Consider the following 23797-nt stretch of genomic DNA (forward strand, 5'->3'; position numbering starts at 1 on the left):
GGACTCCGGGTAGGTTTGATACTGGGCAGAGTAATACGCAGAGTAACACAGGGCGCATCCAACGCATTGAATGTGCCCTGTGATCAGTAGCCGCTTCAGTTCATGCCGCGCTGTTCGCGGCCCGATGCGAAGTTGTCGAGTGCGCCGGTGCGCGCAATGGCGCGGAACAGATACCACATGGCCAAGCCGGCCACCAATGCGCCGGAAATCACGGAAGTGATCAGATAGGTGATGCCATAGGGGCCCGTCACGTCAATGGCCTGCAGGTTCGTGAAGAACGAATAGCCCCAAGACCCCACGCCCGCCAATGCGCCGGACAGCAACATTGAACCAAGGTTCCATTTGCTGTAGCGCAGCAACGCGAACGCCAGTTCGGCGCCCACACCCTGTCCAAGGCGATCAGCACCGTGCCAACGCCACCCCACTGGTTGCCGAGCAACGCTTCCAGGATGCCGGCAATCACTTCGGCGTAAATCGCGGCACCCGGTTTACGCACAATGATGGCGGCCAGCGGTCCGGCAAACAGCCACAAACCGTTAATCAGGCCGCCCATACCGGGCAACACGGCTTCCAGCGCACCCCATGGTGCCGACGACGCGATGGCCACGACCCAGTAGATCAATGCGGAGGCCACTCCAATGACCGAAGCCACGGCGATATCGGCCACACGCCACTTGAGACGGGGTTTGGCCGTGATGGTGGAAGAAGTTGAAGAAGTCATGGGTTGTGCCTTTCTTTTCTCGCTGTGCGGTTGAATATGGGGTTTCTGATGATTGTTCATATTCAAACTCCCGCAGTATTAAGGCACGGGCGATAACGACGTCCGTGCGCCGGCATTATCCGGATTCACGTTCAATCGGTCAGGGAACCATTCCCTTCTCAGCCGGCGTTCCGCATGCCAGTTACGCAAGTCGTCGAATATACCGCTGTACTGCAGCATATGAGTCGCTATAACGCAACAGGCGCAGGGCCAGCCCCCGTGTCGGTTGACGATTCTAAAGCACGCGCATGACCATGGTGCAAGCATGTCTCATTTTTTGCCAACTTCAATGATTATTTGCCATCTTCACCGTAATTATTGTGGTTTGCCATATGCGTACGCCCATGCATATACCCACAAATACGCCCATATGTCAGCGACGCTTGAACAAGCGGAACAACTGTGATTGGCGCACACTCAACCGTGGTTCGTCGCTGACGTGGTACTTGCCGCCCGTTTCGTTTGCCCATCTCGCTCTCCCCTCGCGCTCACCGACGTCACCATCGGACGTTGTGTCGCGTCTGCGCGTTTCATTGTTGACCAACGTGGGTTCTTTTCGCAACTGCACTACCATTGTTGTGTGGCTGTTCTTAGCACAGCACACCTCATATGCCTACGTTGCGGATGCAACGGGCTCACGCGGTAATCATTTCGTGCCAATGTGCATACTTTTCTTCGAATGGGCATTGCGCTATGGTGCCGAATTCATTGCAACACGCGAATATCTACCACATATGTGGTAGATGGTTTGCCTAATCAACCAAACAATCAGCATAATGCTGGCGTGTGCTTCACCCTTAGGGGAGGGTGAAGCACCTTTTTTATTCAAGCCGAGCAATCCGTATCATTGCACACTACGATTCCCAAACCACTCACGTCAGCCAATGCGTACAGCAATGCCCGAAGCGTTATTCAATATTATTCACGTTTATGAAATATATGCATTCGTGTTCTGTGATATGCATTATTATGAACGCGAAACGTGTAAAACAATGGTGAATATCGAAGGCATACTATGCAAACGACAAAGGATTCACACAGTTGGACAGACCCCACAGCATGGTCATTTGTAGTCATGGATGATGATGCATGGAGCGCAAAATACTTGATTCGAGGATTGCGTGATTTCTTTCCCCACGCCACGTTTCACCATTATGACGGTCAGGAACGCAACGTCATGGAACGATGCCATGGCGCTGACGCCATCATCATGGACATGGCTTTAGGTATTCATAACGGCGTTGAATATTGCGCACAATTGCGCTATGCCGACAACATCACCCCCGTGCTCGGCATCACCAGCTTTCTGGTGGACGACTACCGTCAATCATTCATTGATGCCGGAGGCCAGGGGTTACTGCATAAAGAGCACATCGAACAGGTTGCCATGGCTCTGCGTGCCGTGGTGCAAGGACAACCTATGGACGGCTTCCCCACTCCGGCACAAGCGTTCGACGCTCTGATCCAATCCGAGCAGGAACCGTTGACGCCTCGTGAACAACAAGTCATTGACGAATACCGCCATACCGGTTCCGCTGAAGCGGTGGCTCAAACATTGCATATCGCCGTAGCCACCGTGCATAAGCATCTGCAAAACATTCGCCGTAAACAGCCGTTTACCAAGAAATCCACAATCGAATTTTCCTATAATCCAGATACCCCCCCCCCCCCCCCGAGCGTCGGATCAGCACCAATGACACCCATCATTGACGCCACGCATAGGTGGCATGTTGAAGAAGAACATTGACAATGTTCCACAAATGACTGATGCCATGTCATCGCCACGAAAGGCGTTGACATGGCATCAGCATTGATGTCGGCCCGTTCCCTACGCATGTTCCGTGGTCAAAGGCAGTTCAACATTGGCTTGCCACAATCCATCATCAAGCACGCGATGCTCGACGGTGCCACCAATATCATGAATGGCTTTCGTCAATGTGGTCAGACCATTGCCCCCAGGCAATTTGGGCTGTTCGCGCTCCTGATCCTGATGTATGCCGTTGATGCTGACAATCTGCATGGATTTGCTCGTGATGCGAACACGCATCCGATACTTCACACCAGGATCAGCATGTTTGGTGATATTGGTATACAGTTCATGCACAGTCATGAGCAACAATGTGCCAATGGACGAAGGCACCGTTTCGGGAGCATGATGTGATTCCAATTTGGAAGAACCATGGAATCCATAGTTGTGCAGCAGGGCGTCACTATCTTTCAATTCCTGACGCAACTGCGCATCAAATTCGAGAAACACCTCATCTTTCTGCCTGGCAGGCTCTCCTAGCAATGCGATGATTGTTCGTAATGATTCCAACGCTTCACGGCTAGTCTCATCGACGAATGCCCAATCTTCACTATCACCATCCTGCTGGCGCACATGGTGTTGCGCGGCCATCGATATGACAGCCAACCGTTGCGACAACTGGTCATGCAATTGCAGGGCCGTGCGCTGGCTAAACTCCAGCACACGCAATTGTGATTGCGCACGCAACGCCGAGCGAAGTTGCTCAGTACGTTGCATCGTCCATCGCAATCCTGCCCCAGCCACGCCCAGCAGCATGAAGCATGAGCTGTACGCGACAACCCCTTTGAACGACATACCCCATGGTTTGAACAGATGTTCAGAAACAATGAACAGGCTCAAATAGGCCCATGTCGCTACCGTCCAAGTATTGGTCGTCTCATACGCCACCAATGGCATGGCTAGGTACAAGAACCAACTATCGTAAAAATCAAATCCCGGAATGGCATATTCACCAATGCTCACGAGCACAATGAGCGCTAATGAACAATGCACGGGATACCAGTATGCCAGCAAGGAAAGCACGTATCCCACTCCCATTGCCACCCATGCACTTAGCGAAATCTCCCTCGGATATGTCACCCAACTGATGCTGCACATGAGTAACACCACGCCTATGACCAACAGACGGAATGGGTGGTCAAGGCGCAGCGGATGGTCACGCCAAACCGTCTGACGAGTGTTCTTCGACAATCCATTCATCATGACAACACCCTGCTTAGCACCAGCCCAAAGCATGCATCCAATCCAAGCAAATAACTTGGCAAGATGGTATGCCAACTGCTCCATGCATACCCGGCCGCACAGGCGTCGCCGGCCCTGCAATACCTGATATCATCAGCAGCGGCGTCACGATCAATGCAGCCAACGTGCTCATGGTTCTTCTCTCTTTCTTCTACGTTTTCTCTCCAGGATGTGGCTCACACACTCATTCGTATTCAATCACAAGCGCGATGTGCATATCCAACAATGCCCATCATGGTCAGTGTTTCCATGACCATGATGGGCATTGCGGTTGCCATGCTGTATGGACTTACCAGCATGCTGCGCAACCGGCAGCGCATTGCCTTATTGCATTTCCCCCAAGGCATTGAGTAGCAATGCCTCAGCCACCACATTTTTTTCCAGGCCCGGCAAGCTGACCGACTCATTGGGGCTATGCGCATTCGATTGCGGGTCTTCGGGACCTGTCACCAACACCTGCGCGTTCGGGAACAGCCGCTGCAATTCGGGAATAAATGGAATCGAGCCGCCTTGACCCATGTTGATGGGCTCCACGCCAAATGCCTGCCGCATGGCTTGCAACGCGTCCTTCGTGGCTGTGGCGTTCGGATCCATGGCCCAACCACGTCCAGCTTCAAGTGGCGTGACCGTGACTTGGGCACCAAACGGCGCATGAGATTCCAGATATGTTTTCAGCGCTTGCTGCACTTCCACCGGATCTTGCTCGGGAGCGGTGCGCACACTCAATCGATACGTGGCTTCAGGAGCGATCACATTGAACGAGCCTTCCACGGGCTGCGCATCAAAACCGATGACCGTGGCGCTCGGCTTCGTCCACAACCTTGCGGCCAGCGATCCCGTGCCCGCCAACTCATATGACGGCACCACACCTGAATCGGCACGCACCGAGGCTTCTTCCACATCATGCTGCAAACCGCCCACCGGCTGCTGCGAAGCGATGCCCGGCACCGCCAAATCACCGTTCTCGTCATACAATGAGGCGATCGACATGGAGGCCAACGTGATCGCGTCAAGGATCGGGCCGCCATACTGCCCGGAATGCACAGGATGTTCGAGAACTGTGACATGCACGTCACACGTCGCGTTGCCGCGCAGGCTGGTGGTCAACGACGGGATTTCAGGTGCCCAGTTGCCTGAATCAGCCACGATGATTACGTCGGCGTCAAACTCGTCCTTGTGGGCTTGCACGAATGGGATGAAGCTCGGCGAGCCCATCTCCTCCTCACCTTCGATGAACAATTTGATGTTGACGTTCAACGCTTCACCCAGCGCTTGCAACGCGCCCACATGCATGACAATGCCGCCGCCGTCATCACATGACCCACGGCCATAGAGGCGGTCGTCCACCACCGTGCCTTCGAACGGTTGCGTTGTCCAACCTTCCGGCCCGGGCACGGGCTGCACATCATGATGCGCATACAGCAGCACCGTCGGCCGGTCAGGATCGACTTCCAGCGATCCGATCACTTCCCATGCTCCCGGTTCACCGTCTTCGCCCGTAGCCTGCACCACTTGCGCGTCCACACCCACCTTGCGGAACTCGTCGGCCACAAACTGTGCGGAACGCTTCATCTGTTCGCCCGCAATACCCTGCGCCGATATTGATTGCAGCGCAATCTTGCGGTTGAGCAAATCCACGAGCCCGTCCCACTGCGCGGCCACGTTCGCCTTGACCTGTGTTTCATCCAGTGCAGCCATATCTATTTCTCACCTTTCGACCTCGCATGCCCTGCTTCGCATGCATTGCCTCACTTACGGAACGCCATGCAACACCAAGGCGTCCCACCGTTGCCAATGCCGTAAACGCCACCATTCTAAGAGCATCATGACACCACAGAAAACCACGCGCATTGCGTCGCGCCGTTCACATACGCTAAGACGCATGGCTGCTAAGAATGAGGATACCGAGAAAGTCTCTGCCGAGACCACATCGCACGATACACAAAAAAAAGGGACGCCCCACCCCCAAGCGCAAGGAAGCACAAGCGCAAAACTTGCGTCCGCTGGTGCCTCAGGACACCAAAGAACAGCGCAAACGCGCCAAGCAGCGTTTACGTGAACGTGAGAATCGTGAATACGAAGCCATGCGTACAGGTGACATCAACAACATGCCCAAGGCCGAACGCTTGCCATGGCGAGTGTATATCCGCGACTATGTTGATTCGCGATTCAACATTGGCGAATACTTCATTCCTGTGGCACTGATCATTCTGCTGTGCTCGGTCGTGTTCACCGTCGTATGGCCCAACGGCACAGTGTCGTTGATCATGATGAGCATCATGTACATCTATCTGTTCGTGATCATCATTGACGTGGTCGTGATGTGGCGCAAACTCAAGCGTCAACTGATTGCCAAATATGGCGAACAATCCGTGGCCCGCGGCATGCGTTCAGGTTCCTATGCGTGGAGCCGCGCGATTCAGCTGCGCCGTTGGCGTCTGCCCAAGCCGCGCTACGCCAAGCGTAGTGAGTACAAAGAACACAACACGCTGGCCAAGGACTGACCGGCACCTCGCCAGTTTTCCAAGCGCAATACTTCCCCATGGTCGTATGATCGAAGCATCATACGACCATCTTTGTTATCTGCCGGTATCATCACTCCACATGTCATCCGGGTTCACGATGACGGCAGACGCATTCAATCACAGGTAATGAGGTTGGCATGACAGCACCATTCGATTTCACATCTTCCACCGCTTCACCAATGAAAACGGACATCGCGATCATCGGCGCGGGCCCTGGCGGCTATGCCACGGCGTTACGTGCCGCCGAACTGGGTTTGTCAGTCATGCTGATTGAACGTGACAGCCGCGTAGGTGGCACCTGTCTGCTGCGCGGTTGCATCCCGTCCAAGGCGCTGATCACCGCGTCCCGAACAGTCGACGCCGTTCACGATGGTGCTCGTATGGGTATTGACGCGCAGCTCACCAGCATCGACGCCACGGCGCTGGGTGCATACCGCCAGCATGCCGTGGACACTGAGACAAACGGATTGGCAGGGCTGCTGGCCGCACGCCATATCACACTCGTGCATGGTACGGCGGGGTTGGCCCCTGATGGCACAGTGACCGTGACACCGGCTCCCCACGAATCGCAAGTACGCGTCGGCGCGTCCCTTGACACGCTCGAGGATGCTGGAGACGCTGTCTCCATCGATGCCACCGATGTGGTGTTGGCCACGGGTGGTCGGCCACGCGCGCTGCCCGGTATGCCGTTCGGCGGACGAGTCCTCGATTCCACAGCCGCGTTGGAACTTGGGACACTGCCCCAACGCGCAATCATCGTGGGAGCTGGTTCGGTGGCATTGGAATTCGCTTCAATGTGGCGTGCCATGGGTGCTGACGTCACATTGCTCGTGCGCCACGATACGCCACTGTCGCATGCGCACCGGCGGTCCGCCGTGGTGCTGACACGGGAACTCAAACGGCGCGGCATCACGATAGTCAACCATGCGCATGTCACCGCAGCCAATCAGACATCGGATGGCATGAACGTTACCGTGACCATTGATGACAACGTTGGCGGAACTGCGCGTACGACATCGATTGATGGCGACTATCTGCTTGTGGCCATTGGCCGTGATCCGAATACGGCATGGATTGGTCAAGCGGGCATCGAGCTTGATGATGCTGGGCTTGTGGTCACTGACGAACATGGCCGCACAAACCGCCCTCATGTCTGGGCTGTGGGTGACATCACGCCAGGCAAACAATTGGCCCATCGCGCGTTTGAACAAGGTATCGTGGTGGCCGAATCCATAGCCGGGATGAACCCGACCGCTGTTGATGAACGCACGGTGCCATCAGTGGTGTTTACCACTCCCGAATTCGCGAGCGTTGGTCGCACAACTGACGAAGCCATGCAACTGGACGGATGCTTGGAGGTGCGCGAGACTATTTACCCGGTGATGGGCAATGCTCGTATGGTCATGGAACAGGCCGGCGGATCGCTCTCCATCGTGACGGGCCGCTTGCCAGGTATGCCTGATCGCACGGTGGTGCTTGGCGTGCACATTGTGGCACCATTGGCCAGCGAATTGATCGGCCAAGCCGAGCAATTGATCGGCAACAGCATCGCTTTGGATGCTGCCGCCCGGTTGATCCAACCGCATCCTACATTCTCGGAAATGCTTGGCGAAGCACTGCTCAAGGCCGACGGCCGCCCTCTGAACACACGTTGACATGCCTCAAGGTGCAAGGATCCAACGAGGTATACGAACGAACGGACTTGTATCAGTATTCCATCTGTCACACGCACGTGTTCGCATGGACAGGTTACAGTAGTGCGTATATGTGAAGTCGGTTCTCCAGAAATCAACAAAATCTCAACGAGGAAGGTCCTAATGGCGCAGCAGAAGCCAACAAGCGAGAAGAAGCCGAAAAAGAACGGCATGTTCAAGCAGATTGTGCAGATCTACAAATTCACCCAACGTGAGGATAAATCGCTGCCATGGCTGCTTGGTGTGGCGTTTGCCTGCCCAATCATCGGTTTCATTGTGCTGGCGCTGATTTTCCATTGGTCGTGGATCGGCTGGATTGCCAGCATCCTGCTCGGCATCATGCTGGGCTTCCTGTTGTTCACGATTGTGCTGACGAACCGTGCCGACAAAGTCGGATACCGTCAGCTTGAGGGCCAACCGGGCGCCGCAGTCAGCGTGCTGAACAACATGCAGAAAGCCGGATTCACGTTCCCGCAGGAACCCGTGTGGGTCGATCCGCGCACGCAAGCCGCAGTCTGGCGTGGCACGGGCTACGGCGGCATCTATCTCGTTGGTGAGGGTGATTACGGACAGGTCATGCGTGCCATGGACCGCCAGGAAAAGCAGATCAAGGGCGTGACCGCGGGCTCGCACATTCCGATCTATCGTATTGCAGTGGGTACGGGCCCCAAGCAAGTGCGTCTGAAGGATTTGCGCCGCACGATTGTCAAGAAGAAGTCGTACGTGCCCACCGACCATAAGAATGCGGCCATGAAGAAGATGCACTCCAAGCGTCGTTTCATGATGACCAAAGACCAGCTGGCCACCCTCAATGACCGCCTGCGCACGTTGCAGCGTAAGCAAGGCTATGGCATTCCCAAGGGCATCGACCCGATGCATCCGGGCAAGGTGAGCCGCCGGGCCATGCGCGGACGCTGACCGAACAAACACTGAATACTAACAACACTGTCCTGTTTCTTGAATCTCAAGGAGCAGGACAGTTTTTTATACGGCAGAGGCCTATCCGACATGACGGAAGGTGCACGGACTGGCCAACGAACGAATGTATAAACGGACGCATGTCCAGTACGTGGAAAGCCACAAGGGGTGGATGCACTGTTACACAACCAACTGCGGGGGTACCTCGTGAACGGCGGAAAACCAAGGAATTACGCCCTGTCATGGCATAGTCATGAAACATGCTCGTAACTCAACTGACGAGCGCGCGAAACGCTGGCTTCTATGCTGATATCTCGTTACCTGTTCTTACGAAAGGAGCGGTCTCGTGACCATTCTCAAGACGAAAGCAGATGCTGAGGCACTGATTAACCAGGAAGGCATCGAATACGTTTCCGTCCGCTTTACCGATCTGATTGGTGTGCAGCAGCACTTCACCGTCCCGGCCAGCGAGTTCCTCAAGGATGCATTCGACGAGGGCATGCCGTTCGATGGTTCCTCCATCGAAGGTTTCCAGGCTATCAACGAGTCCGACATGAAGCTCGTGCCGGATATCGAGACCGCTTACATCGATCCGTTCCGCAAGCACAAGACGCTGAACGTGGCCTTCTCGATCGTTGACCCGCTGACCGATGAGCCGTATTCGCGCGATCCGCGCCAGGTGGCTGCCAAGGCTGAGGCCTACCTGAAGTCCACAGGCATCGCCGACACCGCATCGTTCGCTCCGGAAGCCGAGTTCTTCATCTTCGACAAGGTGCGTTTCGGCAATGACATGCAGGGATCCTTCTACGAGGTCGATTCCGTGGAAGCTCCATGGAACTCCGGACTGGACGTGGAAGAGGATGGCACGCCGAACATCGGTTTCAAGAACCGTGTCAAGCGCGGCTACTTCCCTGTTCCTCCGATGGACCACACGCAGGACCTGCGTGACGACATGGTCGCCAACCTGCAGCAGGTCGGCCTGATTCTGGAGCGCGCCCACCATGAGGTCGCCGGCGCTGGCCAGCAGGAAATCAACTACCGTTTCAACTCGCTGCAGCACGCTGGCGATGATTTGATGAAGTACAAGTATGTGGTGCATGAGACGGCCGCTATTGCCGGCAAGGCCGCCACGTTCATGCCCAAGCCGATCGCAGGAGACAATGGTACGGGCATGCACTGCCACCAGTCACTGTGGAAGGACGGCAAGCCGCTGTTCTACGATGAGAAGAACTATGGCGGCCTGTCCGACATGGCTCGTTGGTACATCGGCGGTCTGATCAAGCACTCCTCGGCTGTGCTCGCGTTCACGAACCCGTCGCTGAACTCCTATCACCGTCTGGTTCCGGGCTTTGAGGCTCCGGTCAACCTCGTGTACTCGGCTCGTAACCGTTCGGCCGCCATCCGTATTCCGCTCGCAGGCACTTCGCCGGCTGCCAAGCGCATCGAGTTCCGCGCTCCCGATCCGTCCTGCAACCCGTTCCTGGCGTTCTCGGCTCAGCTCATGGCTGGTCTCGACGGCATCCTCAACCACATTGAGCCTCCAGCTCCGGTTGATAAGGATCTTTACGAGCTGCCTCCGGAAGAGCATGCTGGCATCAAGCAGGTGCCGAGCTCGCTGGCTGAGGCTCTGGATGCCCTTGAGGAAGACCACGACTTCCTGACCGCCGGTGACGTGTTCACCGAGGATCTGATTGAAACGTGGATCGATCTCAAGCGCGGTGAAATCGACCAGGCTCGCCTGCAGCCGACGCCGCTCGAGTATGAGCTCTACTTCCACATCTGAGTTCGTCCCCGAGTCAATTCGAACTTGAACTCGTATGAGTTCATCAGGTAGCGATGAGTCCCCGTGACGCTGGTGCGTTACGGGGACTCATCGCATATATGGGTAATACAAGCAGGGCCACGACTGAGGGGCACGGTTTATTATGAACCGTGCCCCTCATGCCTGTCTTGTGTTGTCAGTCGGTCAACGAGAACTGCGCGTTGTAAATGTCGGCGTAGAAGCCACCACGCTCAAGCAGTTCGTCATGCGTGCCACGCTCCACAATGTCACCATCCTTCATCACGAGGATCATGTCGGCGTCACGGATTGTGGACAGGCGGTGCGCGATCACGAAACTCGTGCGCCCCACAGTCAACGCATCCATGGCCTTCTGGATCAGTTCCTCGGTACGCGTGTCCACGGAACTTGTGGCTTCGTCAAGGATCAGGATTGGTGCATCCTGTACCATCGCGCGCGCAATCGTCAACAGCTGCTTTTGGCCTTGCGACAGTGTGGTGGAATCATCCAGCACCGTGTCATAGCCCTGAGGCAACGAGCGAATGTAATGGTCAAGGCCCACAGCCTTGCATGCGGCCACCACTTGCTCGTCACGCACACCCTGCTTGGCATAGACGATGTTCTCGCGCACCGTGCCCTGGAACACCCACGTGTCTTGCAACACCATCGAGAACTGGTCATGCACATTCCAACGCGGCACCGACTTCGTATCAATGCCGTCAATCGAAATGCTGCCGCCCGAAATCTCATAGAAGCGCATGAGCAGATTGACCATTGTCGTCTTGCCGGCACCCGTCGGACCGACAATGGCCACCTTGTGGCCCGGTTCAATATCGGCTGAGAAATCATGGATCACCAGCTTGCCCGGATCATAGCCAAACTGCACATGGTTGAACGACACACGTCCTTCAACCGGTGTGATCTCCCCATGGCTGCCACAGCCGAGCAATGCTTGTTTGTCGCTCTCATCAGGCAGTTGCGGTTCATTGAGGAACCCGAACACACGTTCGGCACCAGCTGCGCAACGCTGCAAGTTCTGGAACGCTTGAGCGAACTGGCTCAACGGCTGCGTGAACAAACGAATGTAGAGCATGAATGCCACAATCACGCCAAACTCGATGCGCCCGTCCATGGCGAGCGCCGCACCTACCACGCACACGATCACATAGCCGATGTTGCCGATGAAGTTCATCATTGGCATCATGAGGCCGGAGAAGAATTGGCTTTTCCATCCGGATTCGTAGAGTGCGTCGTTGTAGCGTTCGAATGTGCGGATGGCGTCGGTTTCGCCGTTGTAGGCTTTGACGACGATGTGGCCGCCGTACATTTCTTCAACATGGCCGTTGACGTCGCCGAGTGCAACCTGTTGACGTACGAAGTATTTTTGCGAGAACTTCATGACGAGCATCATCAGTACGAGTCCGAGGATTGTGACGCCTACTGCGCATAAGGTCAGGACCACGTTGTTGGCGAACATCATGATCAATGCGCCGAAGAACAGCGTCACGGAAGACAGTAGTGCGCCCAGTGATTGGCCTAATGTTTGGCCGACGGCGTCTACGTCGTTCGTGATGCGGCTCATGACGTCGCCGTAGCTGACTTTGTCGAAGTATTTGAGTGGCAGTTTGTTGATTTTCACGTCGATGGCGGTGCGTAGCCGTTGTGCTGTGCGCTGCGTGACGGTGGCCATCATGTGGCTTTGGATGTAGGTCAGGATCGCGTAGGCTGCATACAGTGCTACGAGCGTCCAGGCGATGTGGTTGACAGCGGCCATATCAATCGAGTGCAGCACTGGTTTGCCTTGTACAAGTGCCGGCAGGCCTTTGACGATCTCGTTGGTCATGTCTTTGAGGTAGTCGGGGCCGATGATTTGGCAGATGGTGCCGCCGACGCCGAGAATCAACGCGATGATGATGGCTGGTATGTAGCGTTTGCTGAACGTCATGAGTTGGCGCATGGCCGATCCGAAGTTCGCGGGTTTGTCCATTGCGGCGCCGCGACCGCGCCCCATGGGTCCTGGCATGGTGGGTGTCCTTTCAGTGAGTGCAAGTTGGTGTGGGGCGCCGTTCAGGCGTCGAGTTCCTGCTGGGTGAGCTGCGATTGTGCGATTTCTCGGTAGACGTCACAGGTGTTGAGCAGTTCGCGGTGGGTGCCTTTGCCGACGAGTTTGCCGTCGTCGAGCACGAGGATGCAGTCGGCGTCCATAATCGTGCCGACGCGTTGGGCGACGATGATTTTGGTGGCTTGGGCTGCATGTTCTTTCAACGCGTCACGCACTACGCGATCCGTTTTGAAATCGAGTGCGGAGAACGAATCGTCGAAAATCAGGATTTCCGGGTTGCGGTAGATGGCGCGTGCAATCGACAGGCGTTGTTTTTGGCCGCCGGACACGTTGCTGCCGCCTTGGCTGATGCGCGCGTCGTAGGTGCCGTCCATTTTGTTGACGAACTCACTGGCTTGCGCGATGTCGCAGGCTTGTTCCACGCGGTTCATGTCTTGCGCGGTCAATGGTTGGTCAGCGTCTTGGGCCAGCAGTTGCGCTTCCATGCGTCGTCCGGCTCGCGTGGACGTGTCGGCGATTGGTACCGTTTCGTCTTCTCCAGGCTTGTCTCCATAGCTGACGTTCGACGCGACGGTACCTTTGAACAGGAAGGATTGTTGGGGCACATAACCGATTTTGTCGCGCAAGGTCTTGATGTCATAGTCGCGTACGTCCACGCCGTCAACGAGCACTTGTCCTTCACTCGCATCGTAGAATCGCGGTACCAGGTTGATCAGGGATGATTTGCCTGAACCGGTGGCGCCGATGATGGCCACCGTGTCTCCTTGGTTGGCACTGAAGCTGATATGGTCGAGCATGGCTTCACGCGAATCCGGGTAGGTGAAACTGACGTCGCGGAATTCAATTTGTCCGGCCAGTTCCACGTCTTGCGCATACTGTTGGGCGTCGGCCGCGTCGATGATGCCGGCTTGCTGGGCTTCGGCCACGGTCAGGCCGCGTTGGCGTGTGCCGTTGGTCACGAGCGGTTTCGTGTTGAGCACGTCCATCACACGGTGTGCTGACACGTCGGCGCGTGGCCAGAGTACGAACACCATGCTCATCAGCAGGAAGCTCATGATGACCTGCACGGCGTAGCTCGAGAACACGATCATGTTGGAAAACAGTGTGAGCTTGTCCATGGCTCCCGCGTCTTCAATCAGGTAGGCGCCAATCCAGTACACGGCCAACGACAGTCCGTTCATGATGGTGCTCATCAACGGCATCATGATTGCCATCGTTCGGTTCGTGAACAGTTGTGTGTCCGTCAGTTCCGTGTTCGCGTGTTCAAACTTGCGTTCCTGGTAATCCTCGGCATTGTAGGCTCTTACGACGCGCAGGCCCGTCAAGTTCTCGCGTGCAACAAGATTGATATTGTCCGTCAGGCGTTGCATGGCTTTGAATTTCGGCATGACCAACACCATGAGCACTGCAATGGCAACGAGCAAAATGACTACTGCGATGCCTGTGGCCAGCGTCCATTCAAAGCCATCGCCCGCAATCTTGCACACGGCCCACACGGCCATGATCGGTGACTTGATCAGCATCTGCAAACCCATCGTGATGAACATTTGGATTTGCGTGATGTCGTTCGTGGAGCGTGTAATCAGGCTGGCCGTGGAGAAATGATGCATCTCGGAAGGGCCGAACGATTCGACTGTGCGAAACTCAAGCGAACGCAGTCGTTGCCCGAATGATGAAGCCACACGGGCTGCGATATAACCCGTGACTATGGCACACGCGAGTGAGCCGAGTGCCATGAGCAGCATCTTGCCGCCAGCAATCCAAATGTCCTTCATGGCGCTGCCGGGTGTTTCGACGAGCGTGGTGATCTGCGACATGTAAGTGGGCAGCTGCAGGTCGAAATAGACCTGGCCCACAATGGTCACCAACGCAATGAGCATCTGCCCGATTTCTGACCGGGAGAGATATTTCATGATGCGGAACATAGGGGGTCCTTGTGTGGTTGTTTGGATGGATAAATATGTGGTTGTTTTAGGTGGCTAACGCTGTGCTTGTGCGGGTTTGGCAGGCGGTCATGGCATGACACGCCATACAAGTACCTTACAGTATGTATATATTTTTCGTGATCACATGGTTGGATGCTGCCGCCCCGACTCATGCTCGAACGCTTCACGCACCTGCTGTGCCGACGGACGCGCCTGGCCTGGTGTGATCAGCGACATCAGCGTGAAGAACTCATGGAATAGTTCAGCGAACTCACGCGTCCTGCGCTCCCCCATCTGCTGGAACGCCCAACGCAAATCATCGCGCAACTGCATGTAATGCTCACGCACCACGTCTTTGCCCTGATCAGTCAACGTGATGACGACACGACGTCGGTCGGCGGCGTCTTCCTGACGGCGCACCCAACCTTTTTTGAGCAGTGACGACAGCACGGTGGACACGCGTCCCGACGTGACGCCCATCGCGGCACACAGTTGCGTCGGTGTGCGCGCGCCGTTGAACAACAGGTCGCGCAAAACGAACATCTCGCCATGGGCGCCACGCTCGATGGTGCGCGCCATTTTGGACCGGTTGCCCAATACCGTAACCATGATCGTGTGCATGGCTTCATCAGCATAGGCAAATTGGTTATGCTCACCATCGCGATCTTGCTCAAACCATGCGCGCGCAGGACATGCGGCATTGTTGTTCGACTCTTCCATCACCTCTCCCAAGTCCATGTTGATGTGCGCAACACATACGGCCAAATAGTGGACGCCCATAAATTACTTACAGTGTAAGACAATCGGAGATACAACGGCTATGGAGGGCGCCAAAAAATACAAAAACAGTTGAAAAACTGTACCAGGGAAAAGCAGGAGACCATAGAAAAAGCCGGGCCGTGCGATGCACAACCCGGCGCAAGCGGGAAGAAAATCAGGCGGCTTCCGTCATCGTGCTGCGCATGGCGGCGACGAACGCGGCGACGATGCGCCGATTACGCTCGTCGAGCGCGAACATGCTTTCAGGATGCCACTGCACGGCCAGCGCGAACGTCTTGCCGGGCACTGAAATCGCCTCGACAAGCCCGTCTTCGGAAACGGCATTGACGAGCGCCCCCTGCCCCACGGTCTTGACAGCCTGATGATGACGGCTGTTGACGCCGATGCTATGCACATCCGCAAGAATCTCGGCCAGCGGCGTGCCGTGCTCGATTGTCACATCATGCACGGGACGGTCGTACGCCACCCTCATGTTGTGATTGACGTGACTGGGGCGTTCCGTCGGCAAATCCTGATAGAGCGTGCCACCAAGCATGACGTTCAGGAATTGCAAGCCGCGGCAGATGCCGAGCAGCGGCACGTCGTTGTCAAGGCAGTATTGCATGCACAAACGTTCCACGGCATCCAACTCGCGCGACGTCTCACCGCACTGCGAGGACGGATCCTGGCCGTACTCGGAAGGATGGATGTCGATACCACCCGTGAACAGCACACCGTCACACAGTTCAATGCACTGGGCGATCACCGTTTGATCAGTGGACATGGGCAGCATCATCGGAACCGCACCGCTGCGCTCAAGCATTGTGAAATATTCAGGCAGCATCCACATGCTGCGACGTTCCACATCGTAAAGCGGGACGACGCCCACGATCGGCCGTGTTCCATTGTTGATACCCACTGGCTGCCCACCTTTCTTTTAGTAACCAATTTCCCGGATTCGCGATTGCTGAGTATCGCAAGCCGACTGTCGCCCACCGTATCAACGATGTGTTTCTTACGCATGCAACAATCTCACACTCAGATGCCCCGTAGCCGATCAATCAGCAACTCATCATGCGTGACCAGCACGAACGCGCCCGGATACTCACGCAACATCTGCGCCAGCGCCTGCTTTGACGACAAGTCCAAATGGTTCGTCGCCTCGTCGAACAACAGCACTTGCGGACGGCGCACCAGCCCTAGTGCCAACACCAGTTTGCGCACTTCCCCGGCAGACAATCCGGCACCTTCACTGAGCGTACGCATATTGCCGTTTTGTGCGGCAAAGTACGCCATGGCTTCTTGGCGTTCAGCACCGGTCAGCTGCGCGAATTGCTCGAGCACAGCGTTCGCCTGCGCTACATCCTGACCAATCATCACGCTCGGCACTTGCGCGGGCAATGTGGCAGCCAACGCATTGAACAGCGTGGTCTTGCCGGTGCCGTTGGCTCCTGTAATCACGATATGGTCCCGTGGCCAACGCTGATGCGCGGGATGGCAAGCGCTTCCGAGGTGTGCTGCAGTGTGTGTCCAGTGAGTTCACGGTTGCGGGTGAGGTTCACGTGATTGCCATCCACACGCGCCACATACCGCGGCAGTTCATCCGGATCTGCTTGGTCCCACAAGGGTTCCTGGGATGTTAAACGGATCACACCCTGCTCCAGATGCATGAGTTCACGTCGAGAACTTGGAACGATGTCGAACCGGACCGCTCCGTCATATCGCTTCGTCGCCGTCACAAATCCTTCTTGTGCACGTTGTGCAGCGGCAATACGCCCCTCCAGACGCGCCACGTTGCGGCTGACACCCGCATCGAGGCCACCTTTGGCGAATTTCTTGCGTTTGCAAGCATCATGGTCCCGCCGGTCCGGAGTGCGTTGGCTTGCCGCCGCAACGGCCCGCGTTTTCTCCATACGACGGACACGTTCGGCCTGCAGCCGCTTGGTTTCGGCTTTGGCACGGCTGTGCTGGCGTTGCGCGGTCGTGTTACGTTCTTTGATTTGTTCTTCAATGATTTCCCAAGTGCCCTCATAGGCTTCGACCACCGTGCAATTGCCCGCGTCAGTATGCACTTGACGCAGCAGATAACTGCGCGAAGCCAACTGGTTGACGACGGCCACATCATGCGTAATGACGATGCCGATGCCCGTGAACCGTTGCAATGCGTCAATCAGCTCTTGCCGCGTGGGCGCATCGAGATGGTTTGTTGGCTCATCGGCGATCAGCACGCTTGGTTCCAAGCTCAGCGCGCACGCCACTTGCAGTTTCTTGCGTTCTGCCACCGCTCCTACTGCACAACCGTCCGGCGGTTCTTCTGAGCCAGCTTCCTCAATGCAGGAACAAGTTGAAATGCTGAAGAACCTCAAGGAACTGCTGGACGCCGGCATTCTGACGCAAGAGGAGTTCGACGCTAAGAAACGTCAAATCCTCGGCTTGTGACCGTTACGATACGGTACAGAGGCGGCATGTGGAACCATGTGCCGCCTCTGTGTCATACAGCAGCCGTAACCGGCGTATGCCAGCATATATGGGCACAGGTAGATTGCGGTCATGTTGTCAAGCCGTCAATCAGCGTAATCGGCGCCAAAGAATGGCCCTGCTTATATTTCAAGCCCTCAACTCTCCATCATCCCTTGGTCCAATGGCGAGCGTGCACTACAATGGCGTGGCGGAACAGCGTTCCCACGCGCTAGCCGAAACGCTACCCACGCTACCCACGCTGCCGCGCCAGAGCACACACCAATCACCGAGGAAGGATTCGACGAGCCATGGCCAAACTGTATTTCAAGTTCGGGGCGGTAGGCGCGTCGAAAACGGCGAATGCGCTGATGGTGCGCTACAACTACATCGAACGCGGCAAAACGCCAATCATGCTCAAACCACGTATGGAAAGCCGCGATGGCGAACACACAATCCGTTCGCGTATTGGCTTGCAAGCCGAATGCGATTTTGTTGAGGATTTTCTCGCGTCGATGGAAGGCCGCACGGCGCAAGACATCGATTTCGATGTGGTCATTGTGGATGAAGCGCAGTTCTTGAGCGCCGAGCAAATTGACGCGTTGGGCGCGATTGTGGACGATTTTGACATTTCGGTCATCTGCTATGGGTTGCGCACGGACTTCCAGGGGGAAGGGTTTGAAGGCGCAATCCGCCTGCTGCTCACAGCAGACAAGATTGAAAACATCAAGACCGTATGCTGGTGCGGCCGTGCGGCCTGTTTCAATGCGCGGCTTGACGAGCAGGGCCGTATTGTGCGCGACGGCGACAAAATCATGTTCGGCAGCACAGGCACCTATATCTCACTGTGCCGTAAGCATTATCATCAAGGCATCACGACAGGCAAGGAGCACATCGCGTGAATCCGATTGAAGAACAACTGTATCGTCGTTTGTCTGCCGTCATCGATCCGGAATTGGGCAAATCGATTACCGATTTAGGCATGGTTACGGCCATCCAGGCTGTGCCGCGCGACCAATCCACGAACACCGGTAGCGCCGAGCAAACCAATGCTCAGCCGGTTTATGACGTGACAATCGGTATTGAACTGACGGTGCCCGGCTGCCCATTGTCGCAAGCAATCACTGATAGCATCAAACAGGCCGTGGCGTCCTATCCCGATGCCACACTGGTTCCGCATATTGAGGTGGGATCGATGGATTCCGACAAACTGCACGCGCTCGTGCAACGCCTCAAAGCGGAGCGCCACGAGAATCCATTCTCCAAGCCCGGCAGCAAAACGCGTATTTTCGCCATCGCGTCAGGCAAAGGTGGCGTGGGCAAGTCAAGCATCACGGCCAACCTTGCGGCCACATTCGCGGCGCTCGGGTACGACACGGCGGCCATTGACGCCGATATTTACGGGTTCTCACTGCCGCGCCTGTTCGGCACGTCCGAACATCCCGTCAACTTAAACGGCATGCTGATGCCGGCCACGGCCTGGGGCGTCAAGTTCATGTCGATTGGCATTTTCGCCGGATCCGACAAAGCCATTTTGTGGCGCGGCCCACGCTTGCAACGCTCGCTTGAACAGTTCCTGGCCGACGTGTGGTGGGGCGCTCCCGACGTGCTGCTGCTTGATTTGGCTCCGGGGACGGGTGACATGGCCATTTCCGTGGCCCAAGCGTTGCCGAATGCCGAGCTCGTCGTCGTCACTACTCCCCAATCGTCCGCTTCAGACATCGCCGCGCGTTCAGGTCTGGTGGCCCTGCAGGTGCCGATGAAGGTGCGTGGCGTCGTGGAGAACATGAGCTGGTTTGAGCATCGCGGCGAGCGCTTGGAAATTTTCGGGTCCGGCGGTGGCCAGCGTGTGGCCGACCAGCTTACGCGAGCGTTGGGTTATGATGTGCCGCTGCTGGCTCAGCTGCCGTTGGATCCGCAGATTCGTGAGATTGGTGAAACAGGTCGTCCGGCTGTGCTTGATGAGCACGGCCGTTTGCGCGACGACGATTTTGCCCAATCCTTCAAACACCTCGCCCAAGCGCTCATGGCCGCGCCTTCTGTGGCTGATTAACTGCCCGTAGAAGGGATTGTTTGCTACAGGCAGGCTTCGGCGGATTGTTGCGCATCCGTGGATTCTTGGTCGAGTGCGGGCGCAACACGAATAACAGGCTCAGTTGCATAATCTGATAAAGCCGGCGCCTTTGCCTCTTCTACTGAGGAGGCGAGTGGGCGCCCCGGTTTGGTTTGGCGCGTTTCCAGCCAGCGTTCAACAGCGTCTTTGCGGTAGAGCTTCGTATGTTCGGTCTCAATCACTGGCTTGGGGAATGTATGCGATCGCGTCAACTGTCCGACGCGCTGCCGACTGACGTGGGCCATGCGGGCGATTTCCGCATTGCTCACTACTGGCGGATAAGTGGGTTCAGCAAGACGGCGTGATGCTTCATGCCATTCCGTGGCTTCCACACTGTACAGCTGAAGAGTCATGCCCAAGGCTTGTTCAAGCAAATGGTGTGCTTGGCGGATGGCTCCAGTTGGCTCTACGTCGATCACGCGTAGGGTCACACTTCCCTGAGTTGACCCGGGTTCACATGCCGCACTTGGCGCATAGTTACCCAAGGTTTCCAGCAAATCAAATACCGCATCTCCGGTAAGTTGATCAGAGCTATAGAAATCAAGCCCGACCATCCACGTGCATTCGTTCTCCATACATCTCCTTGCGCCATTCAATAATGGACAGAAAGAGAGGTATCGCTTGAGTAACGGTACCTCCGTCCGCTCACCCTTGGAAGCCTCTCCGCTTGAGATACCGCATACAGGAGTTGTACCAATTTGTATCCGACGGTGTCCTATGGATACAAACTGGCGGCATCGTCTTGCAGGGCGAATAGCACATCCAACCCTTCTTTACAGATTCGATGCGCCATCCTTGTTCCGCGAGCGACTCAAGGAACGGACCGATTCGTTTATCCTTGATGGACAATGAATCCTTGCTGTATGTGCCGAATCATTTCGGCACATACAGCATACAACAATCATTTACTTTGTAAAGTAAAAATGACGTGTCAAGGTTGAGGAGTTGCCGTCAGCACCATTATTCGTCAAAGGTGGGTTGTTCCACGGCTGGGTCGCCGGGTTCGCCGGTTTCGAGCAAGTGCACGAATTGGGCTTCGTCGAGCATCGGGATGCCGAGTTCTTCGGCTTTCTTGGCTTTGGAGCCGGCGGCTTCGCCGATGACTACATAATCGGTCTTTTTGGACACTGATCCGGCCGCTTTGCCACCGCGATTGACAATGGCTTCCTTGGCCGAGTCACGTGTGAACTGCTGCAACGAGCCCGTAACGACCACGGTTTTGCCTTCCAGCGTTTTAGGCAGCGACGATGATTCCGGCGCCTTCATTTCCACGCCGGCCGCCTTCCAACGCGCCAGGATGCTGCCATGCCACGACGTGGGATCGTCGGCATCGGCAAACCAGTCAAGGATTGCTTGTGCCACTTCCGAACCGATACCCGGCACCGATTCCAGTTCGTCCTTGCTCGCATGCATGAGCGCGTCAAGCGTGCCGAACCGTTGCGCAATCAGCCGTGCCGTGGGCGGTCCCACATGTCGGATCGACAACGCGACGAGCACGCGGTCCAGTTCGGCATGCTTGGCATGCTCAATCTCTTCGAGCAGGCTTCGTGTGGTTTCCGACGGGCACACATACTGCGGTTGCACGCTCGTTTCTCCGCGCACACGCTTCGTACGTTCATCCACAATCACAGCATCCGCCGGCACATCATAGTCTGGATAGCGTTGCGCGATGCTGGCGGCCTGTGCGGGAGCTTGGGTCTGTCCCGTCACTTCATCCATGTAATCCTGCTCGGCTTCCAACAGCGCATCCTGTGGTGTATCAGCGTGTGCTGCCTGAGGTTTGCTTTTGGTTGCCCACTTGGGTTGCGTCCAAAACGCCGGTACCTGCCGCCACAAACCTGAACCGCCCAACCGTTTGCGCACGGTCTTGGGTTTGCCATTGCTGTCAATGCGTTCACGTACTTCAATGATCGGGATTTCTCGCCACACTCGAATGTCACGCAATTGCGGTGCCGTCAGGTCAAACAGCCCCGCTTCACTCGTCAACACCGGCGTTTGCACGGGTGGCAGTTCCAGCCCTTCGACAGGTTCGTACGGTTCGGGTTCCTCGCCGGGACCTATTTTTATTTCTTGCACATTCGGCGCATACACATCCACCGTCGCCGGACGTTGGTCCTCAGGGTTGGTCAGTGCCACGGCTGATTGTTCGCCAAGCTGCTCAATGTCGAACGCTTTGCGCGAACCCATGTTGATGATGCGTTCAGTCAGCTGGGCCGGGCAGCTTTCATGGTTCGGGCAGCGCAAATCTTTGCCGCCTTCCATGTCGTATTCCAACGTGGCGCCGCATGACGGGCATGTGGTGGGCATCTGGAATTCACGCAGCTGATCCTCGTGACCTTTGCGCGCTTCAATCACTGGTCCCACCAGTTCAGGAATCACATCGCCAGCTTTGCGCACCACCACTATGTCGCCGATCAGAATGCCTTTGCGTTTGACCTCATAGCCGTTATGCAATGTGGTACGTGACACGGTCGAACCGGCCACATAGACGGGATCGAGCACGGCAGCCGGCGTGATACGTCCCGTTCTGCCGACTTCCACAATGATGTCACGCAGCTTCGTATGCACTTCCTCGGGCGGGTACTTGTAGGCGATGGCCCAGCGTGGTGCGCGCGATGTTTGGCCAAGCCGGCGTTGCAACGCCAAATCATCCACTTTGACCACAATGCCGTCCAATGGATGTTCAATGTCATCACGATGCTGACCGTAATAGTCGATCATGTCGAGGATTTCGTCGAATGTGCCGACCATACGATTATGCGGGGAAACGGGAATGCCCCAACGCTGATACAGATCATAGGCTTGGGACTGGTCGTGGACCACATCCACGGCATCCACAGGTTTGCCCTCACCCCAGTCGAGTGTGCCGATGCCATGCGCATAGAAACTCAAATGCCGTTCGGCCGTGATGCGCGGGTCCTTTTGCCGCAACGACCCTGCCGCCGCGTTGCGCGGATTGGCAAATGGCGTTTTGCCGTCCTGTTCGTTGCGTTCATTCAACGCATGGAACGTGTCCCAACGCATGAACACTTCACCACGAATCTCCACCATATGCGGGATGTCGCCCAATGAGGCGCCCGCTTCAGTCAGATTGCCCGGAATGGAACTGATCGTGCGCACATTCAACGTGATGTCTTCGCCAATTTTGCCGTCACCACGCGTCAGGCCTTGCGACAGCACGCCGTCACGGTAAATCAGGTTCAATGCGAGTCCATCGATTTTCACTTCACACGTCATCGGCAGACGTTCACCCTCAGGCCATTGCAAATCAGCGCGCACACCCTCATACCATTCACGCAGTTCCTGAATCGAGAACACGTCATCGAGCGACAGCATTTGTGAAGGTTGCGGCACTGAAACGAACTCGTTCGAGAATGAGCCTCCCACACGATGTGTTGGCGAGCTCGGCACATCAAGTTCCGGATAGGCGCGTTCCATCGCTTCCAGGAATCGCAAGCGCGCATCATAGGCGGCATCCGAGGAAATCGGCGCGGAATCAATGTAATACGCCACTTGGTCGGCCTCCACCCATGACGCCACTTTGCGCCACAGTGTGCGGGCACGTTCCGCACCTAATGCCGGCACATCCACGGTTTCAAGCTTCATCGCATCCTGATCGGAACGTGTCAACGCCGCAATCCACGCGTCATCCCCCGCCTGCATGTGCATATCTTCCGCCATGGTCCACCATTCCTTCCTGCGCAACGCCTCTGCAGCAACAGCGTAGCAAGGAACGGCAGCCCGATAATGCTTTA

The 23797-nt window shown here is 56.2% G+C and carries 17 protein-coding genes and 2 pseudogenes; 8 read left to right on the forward strand and 11 right to left on the reverse strand.

What is annotated here, in order from left to right; all coding sequences use genetic code 11:
- Window positions 1-95: 95 nt before the first annotated feature.
- Window positions 96-721: pseudogene (locus BGLCM_RS05870) on the reverse strand (ECF transporter S component).
- Window positions 722-1835: 1114 nt separating this feature from the next.
- Here BGLCM_RS05870 and BGLCM_RS05880 point away from each other — a divergent pair.
- Window positions 1836-2507 (forward strand): response regulator, encoded by a 672-nt coding sequence (locus tag BGLCM_RS05880; RefSeq protein ID WP_162176553.1) that lies wholly within the window; start codon window positions 1836-1838, stop codon window positions 2505-2507.
- An 81-nt stretch (window positions 2508-2588) separates the two neighbouring features.
- Here the strand turns inward: BGLCM_RS05880 and BGLCM_RS05885 are convergent, their stop codons facing one another.
- Window positions 2589-3770, reverse strand: coding sequence for a sensor histidine kinase (locus BGLCM_RS05885; protein WP_148401526.1), 1182 nt, complete (start codon window positions 3768-3770; stop codon window positions 2589-2591).
- Between the two features lie 363 nt (window positions 3771-4133).
- Window positions 4134-5507, reverse strand: coding sequence for a dipeptidase (locus tag BGLCM_RS05890; protein WP_006294764.1), 1374 nt, complete (start codon window positions 5505-5507; stop codon window positions 4134-4136).
- Between the two features lie 197 nt (window positions 5508-5704).
- On the opposite strand from BGLCM_RS05890, the gene BGLCM_RS05895 reads away from it, so the two are divergent.
- The 4 genes from BGLCM_RS05895 to glnA all read left to right on the forward strand — a co-directional run bounded on the left by BGLCM_RS05895 (window position 5705) and on the right by glnA (window position 10729).
- Window positions 5705-6313, forward strand: coding sequence for a DUF3043 domain-containing protein (locus BGLCM_RS05895; protein WP_044085043.1), 609 nt, complete (start codon window positions 5705-5707; stop codon window positions 6311-6313).
- A 158-nt stretch (window positions 6314-6471) separates the two neighbouring features.
- Window positions 6472-7989 carry an FAD-dependent oxidoreductase gene (locus tag BGLCM_RS05900; protein WP_238548639.1) on the forward strand — a complete coding sequence of 506 codons (1518 nt, stop codon included), beginning with the start codon at window positions 6472-6474 and terminating at the stop codon, window positions 7987-7989.
- A 162-nt stretch (window positions 7990-8151) separates the two neighbouring features.
- Window positions 8152-8946 carry a DUF4191 domain-containing protein gene (locus BGLCM_RS05905; RefSeq protein ID WP_006294767.1) on the forward strand — a complete coding sequence of 265 codons (795 nt, stop codon included), beginning with the start codon at window positions 8152-8154 and terminating at the stop codon, window positions 8944-8946.
- Window positions 8947-9292: 346 nt separating this feature from the next.
- The gene (gene glnA, locus BGLCM_RS05910) at window positions 9293-10729 is read left to right on the forward strand and encodes a type I glutamate--ammonia ligase (RefSeq protein WP_006294768.1); all 1437 of its coding nucleotides are present in this window, start codon (window positions 9293-9295) and stop codon (window positions 10727-10729) included.
- Window positions 10730-10904: 175 nt separating this feature from the next.
- On the opposite strand, the gene BGLCM_RS05915 is transcribed toward glnA, so the two are convergent.
- From BGLCM_RS05915 to BGLCM_RS05940, 6 genes are all read right to left on the reverse strand, one after another.
- Window positions 10905-12749 carry an ABC transporter ATP-binding protein gene (locus tag BGLCM_RS05915; protein WP_044085044.1) on the reverse strand — a complete coding sequence of 615 codons (1845 nt, stop codon included), beginning with the start codon at window positions 12747-12749 and terminating at the stop codon, window positions 10905-10907.
- Between the two features lie 44 nt (window positions 12750-12793).
- Window positions 12794-14713, reverse strand: coding sequence for an ABC transporter ATP-binding protein (locus tag BGLCM_RS05920; RefSeq protein WP_006294770.1), 1920 nt, complete (start codon window positions 14711-14713; stop codon window positions 12794-12796).
- A 141-nt stretch (window positions 14714-14854) separates the two neighbouring features.
- Complete coding sequence (locus tag BGLCM_RS05925) at window positions 14855-15493, reverse strand: MarR family winged helix-turn-helix transcriptional regulator (protein WP_006294771.1); 639 nt, start codon at window positions 15491-15493, stop codon at window positions 14855-14857.
- Between the two features lie 154 nt (window positions 15494-15647).
- The gene (locus BGLCM_RS05930; RefSeq protein ID WP_052295098.1) at window positions 15648-16391 is read right to left on the reverse strand and encodes a gamma-glutamyl-gamma-aminobutyrate hydrolase family protein; all 744 of its coding nucleotides are present in this window, start codon (window positions 16389-16391) and stop codon (window positions 15648-15650) included.
- 119 nt (window positions 16392-16510) lie between these two features.
- Entirely contained in the window at window positions 16511-16933 is a 423-nt protein-coding gene (locus BGLCM_RS05935) for an ATP-binding cassette domain-containing protein (protein WP_006294773.1), read from the reverse strand.
- Window positions 16930-17754 carry a P-loop NTPase family protein gene (locus tag BGLCM_RS05940; protein WP_006294774.1) on the reverse strand — a complete coding sequence of 275 codons (825 nt, stop codon included), beginning with the start codon at window positions 17752-17754 and terminating at the stop codon, window positions 16930-16932. Before BGLCM_RS05940 ends, BGLCM_RS05935 begins: the two co-directional genes overlap by 4 nt.
- A gap of 40 nt (window positions 17755-17794) precedes the next feature.
- Here BGLCM_RS05940 and BGLCM_RS08660 point away from each other — a divergent pair.
- The 3 genes and pseudogenes from BGLCM_RS08660 to BGLCM_RS05950 form a co-directional block, all read left to right on the forward strand.
- Window positions 17795-17911, forward strand: a pseudogene (locus BGLCM_RS08660) (SHOCT domain-containing protein); the annotation flags it as partial.
- A 329-nt stretch (window positions 17912-18240) separates the two neighbouring features.
- Complete coding sequence (locus BGLCM_RS05945) at window positions 18241-18831, forward strand: thymidine kinase (RefSeq protein ID WP_006294775.1); 591 nt, start codon at window positions 18241-18243, stop codon at window positions 18829-18831.
- Window positions 18828-19982 carry an Mrp/NBP35 family ATP-binding protein gene (locus BGLCM_RS05950; RefSeq protein WP_006294776.1) on the forward strand — a complete coding sequence of 385 codons (1155 nt, stop codon included), beginning with the start codon at window positions 18828-18830 and terminating at the stop codon, window positions 19980-19982. The genes BGLCM_RS05945 and BGLCM_RS05950 overlap by 4 nt, the downstream gene beginning before the upstream one ends.
- Window positions 19983-20005: 23 nt before the next feature.
- On the opposite strand, the gene BGLCM_RS05955 is transcribed toward BGLCM_RS05950, so the two are convergent.
- Together BGLCM_RS05955 and ligA are read right to left on the reverse strand one after the other, a co-directional pair.
- Window positions 20006-20596, reverse strand: coding sequence for a helix-turn-helix transcriptional regulator (locus tag BGLCM_RS05955; protein ID WP_148401527.1), 591 nt, complete (start codon window positions 20594-20596; stop codon window positions 20006-20008).
- 406 nt (window positions 20597-21002) lie between these two features.
- Entirely contained in the window at window positions 21003-23723 is a 2721-nt protein-coding gene (ligA, locus tag BGLCM_RS05960) for an NAD-dependent DNA ligase LigA (RefSeq protein ID WP_006294779.1), read from the reverse strand.
- Window positions 23724-23797: the final 74 nt, after the last annotated feature.

Origin of the sequence: Bifidobacterium gallicum DSM 20093 = LMG 11596, from assembly GCF_000741205.1 — a bacterium.
GTDB classification, from domain to species: domain Bacteria; phylum Actinomycetota; class Actinomycetes; order Actinomycetales; family Bifidobacteriaceae; genus Bifidobacterium; species Bifidobacterium gallicum.

Coding starts and splice junctions, on each gene's coding strand:
- BGLCM_RS05880 (WP_162176553.1), top strand. CDS start 1,836: ATGGATGATGATGCATGGAGCGCAAAATACTTGATTCGAGGATTGCGT.
- BGLCM_RS05885 (WP_148401526.1), bottom strand. CDS start 3,770: ATGATGAATGGATTGTCGAAGAACACTCGTCAGACGGTTTGGCGTGAC.
- BGLCM_RS05890 (WP_006294764.1), bottom strand. CDS start 5,507: ATGGCTGCACTGGATGAAACACAGGTCAAGGCGAACGTGGCCGCGCAG.
- BGLCM_RS05895 (WP_044085043.1), top strand. CDS start 5,705: ATGAGGATACCGAGAAAGTCTCTGCCGAGACCACATCGCACGATACAC.
- BGLCM_RS05900 (WP_238548639.1), top strand. CDS start 6,472: ATGACAGCACCATTCGATTTCACATCTTCCACCGCTTCACCAATGAAA.
- BGLCM_RS05905 (WP_006294767.1), top strand. CDS start 8,152: ATGGCGCAGCAGAAGCCAACAAGCGAGAAGAAGCCGAAAAAGAACGGC.
- BGLCM_RS05915 (WP_044085044.1), bottom strand. CDS start 12,749: ATGCCAGGACCCATGGGGCGCGGTCGCGGCGCCGCAATGGACAAACCC.
- BGLCM_RS05920 (WP_006294770.1), bottom strand. CDS start 14,713: ATGTTCCGCATCATGAAATATCTCTCCCGGTCAGAAATCGGGCAGATG.
- BGLCM_RS05925 (WP_006294771.1), bottom strand. CDS start 15,493: ATGGGCGTCCACTATTTGGCCGTATGTGTTGCGCACATCAACATGGAC.
- BGLCM_RS05945 (WP_006294775.1), top strand. CDS start 18,241: ATGGCCAAACTGTATTTCAAGTTCGGGGCGGTAGGCGCGTCGAAAACG.
- BGLCM_RS05955 (WP_148401527.1), bottom strand. CDS start 20,596: ATGGTCGGGCTTGATTTCTATAGCTCTGATCAACTTACCGGAGATGCG.
- ligA (WP_006294779.1), bottom strand. CDS start 23,723: ATGGCGGAAGATATGCACATGCAGGCGGGGGATGACGCGTGGATTGCG.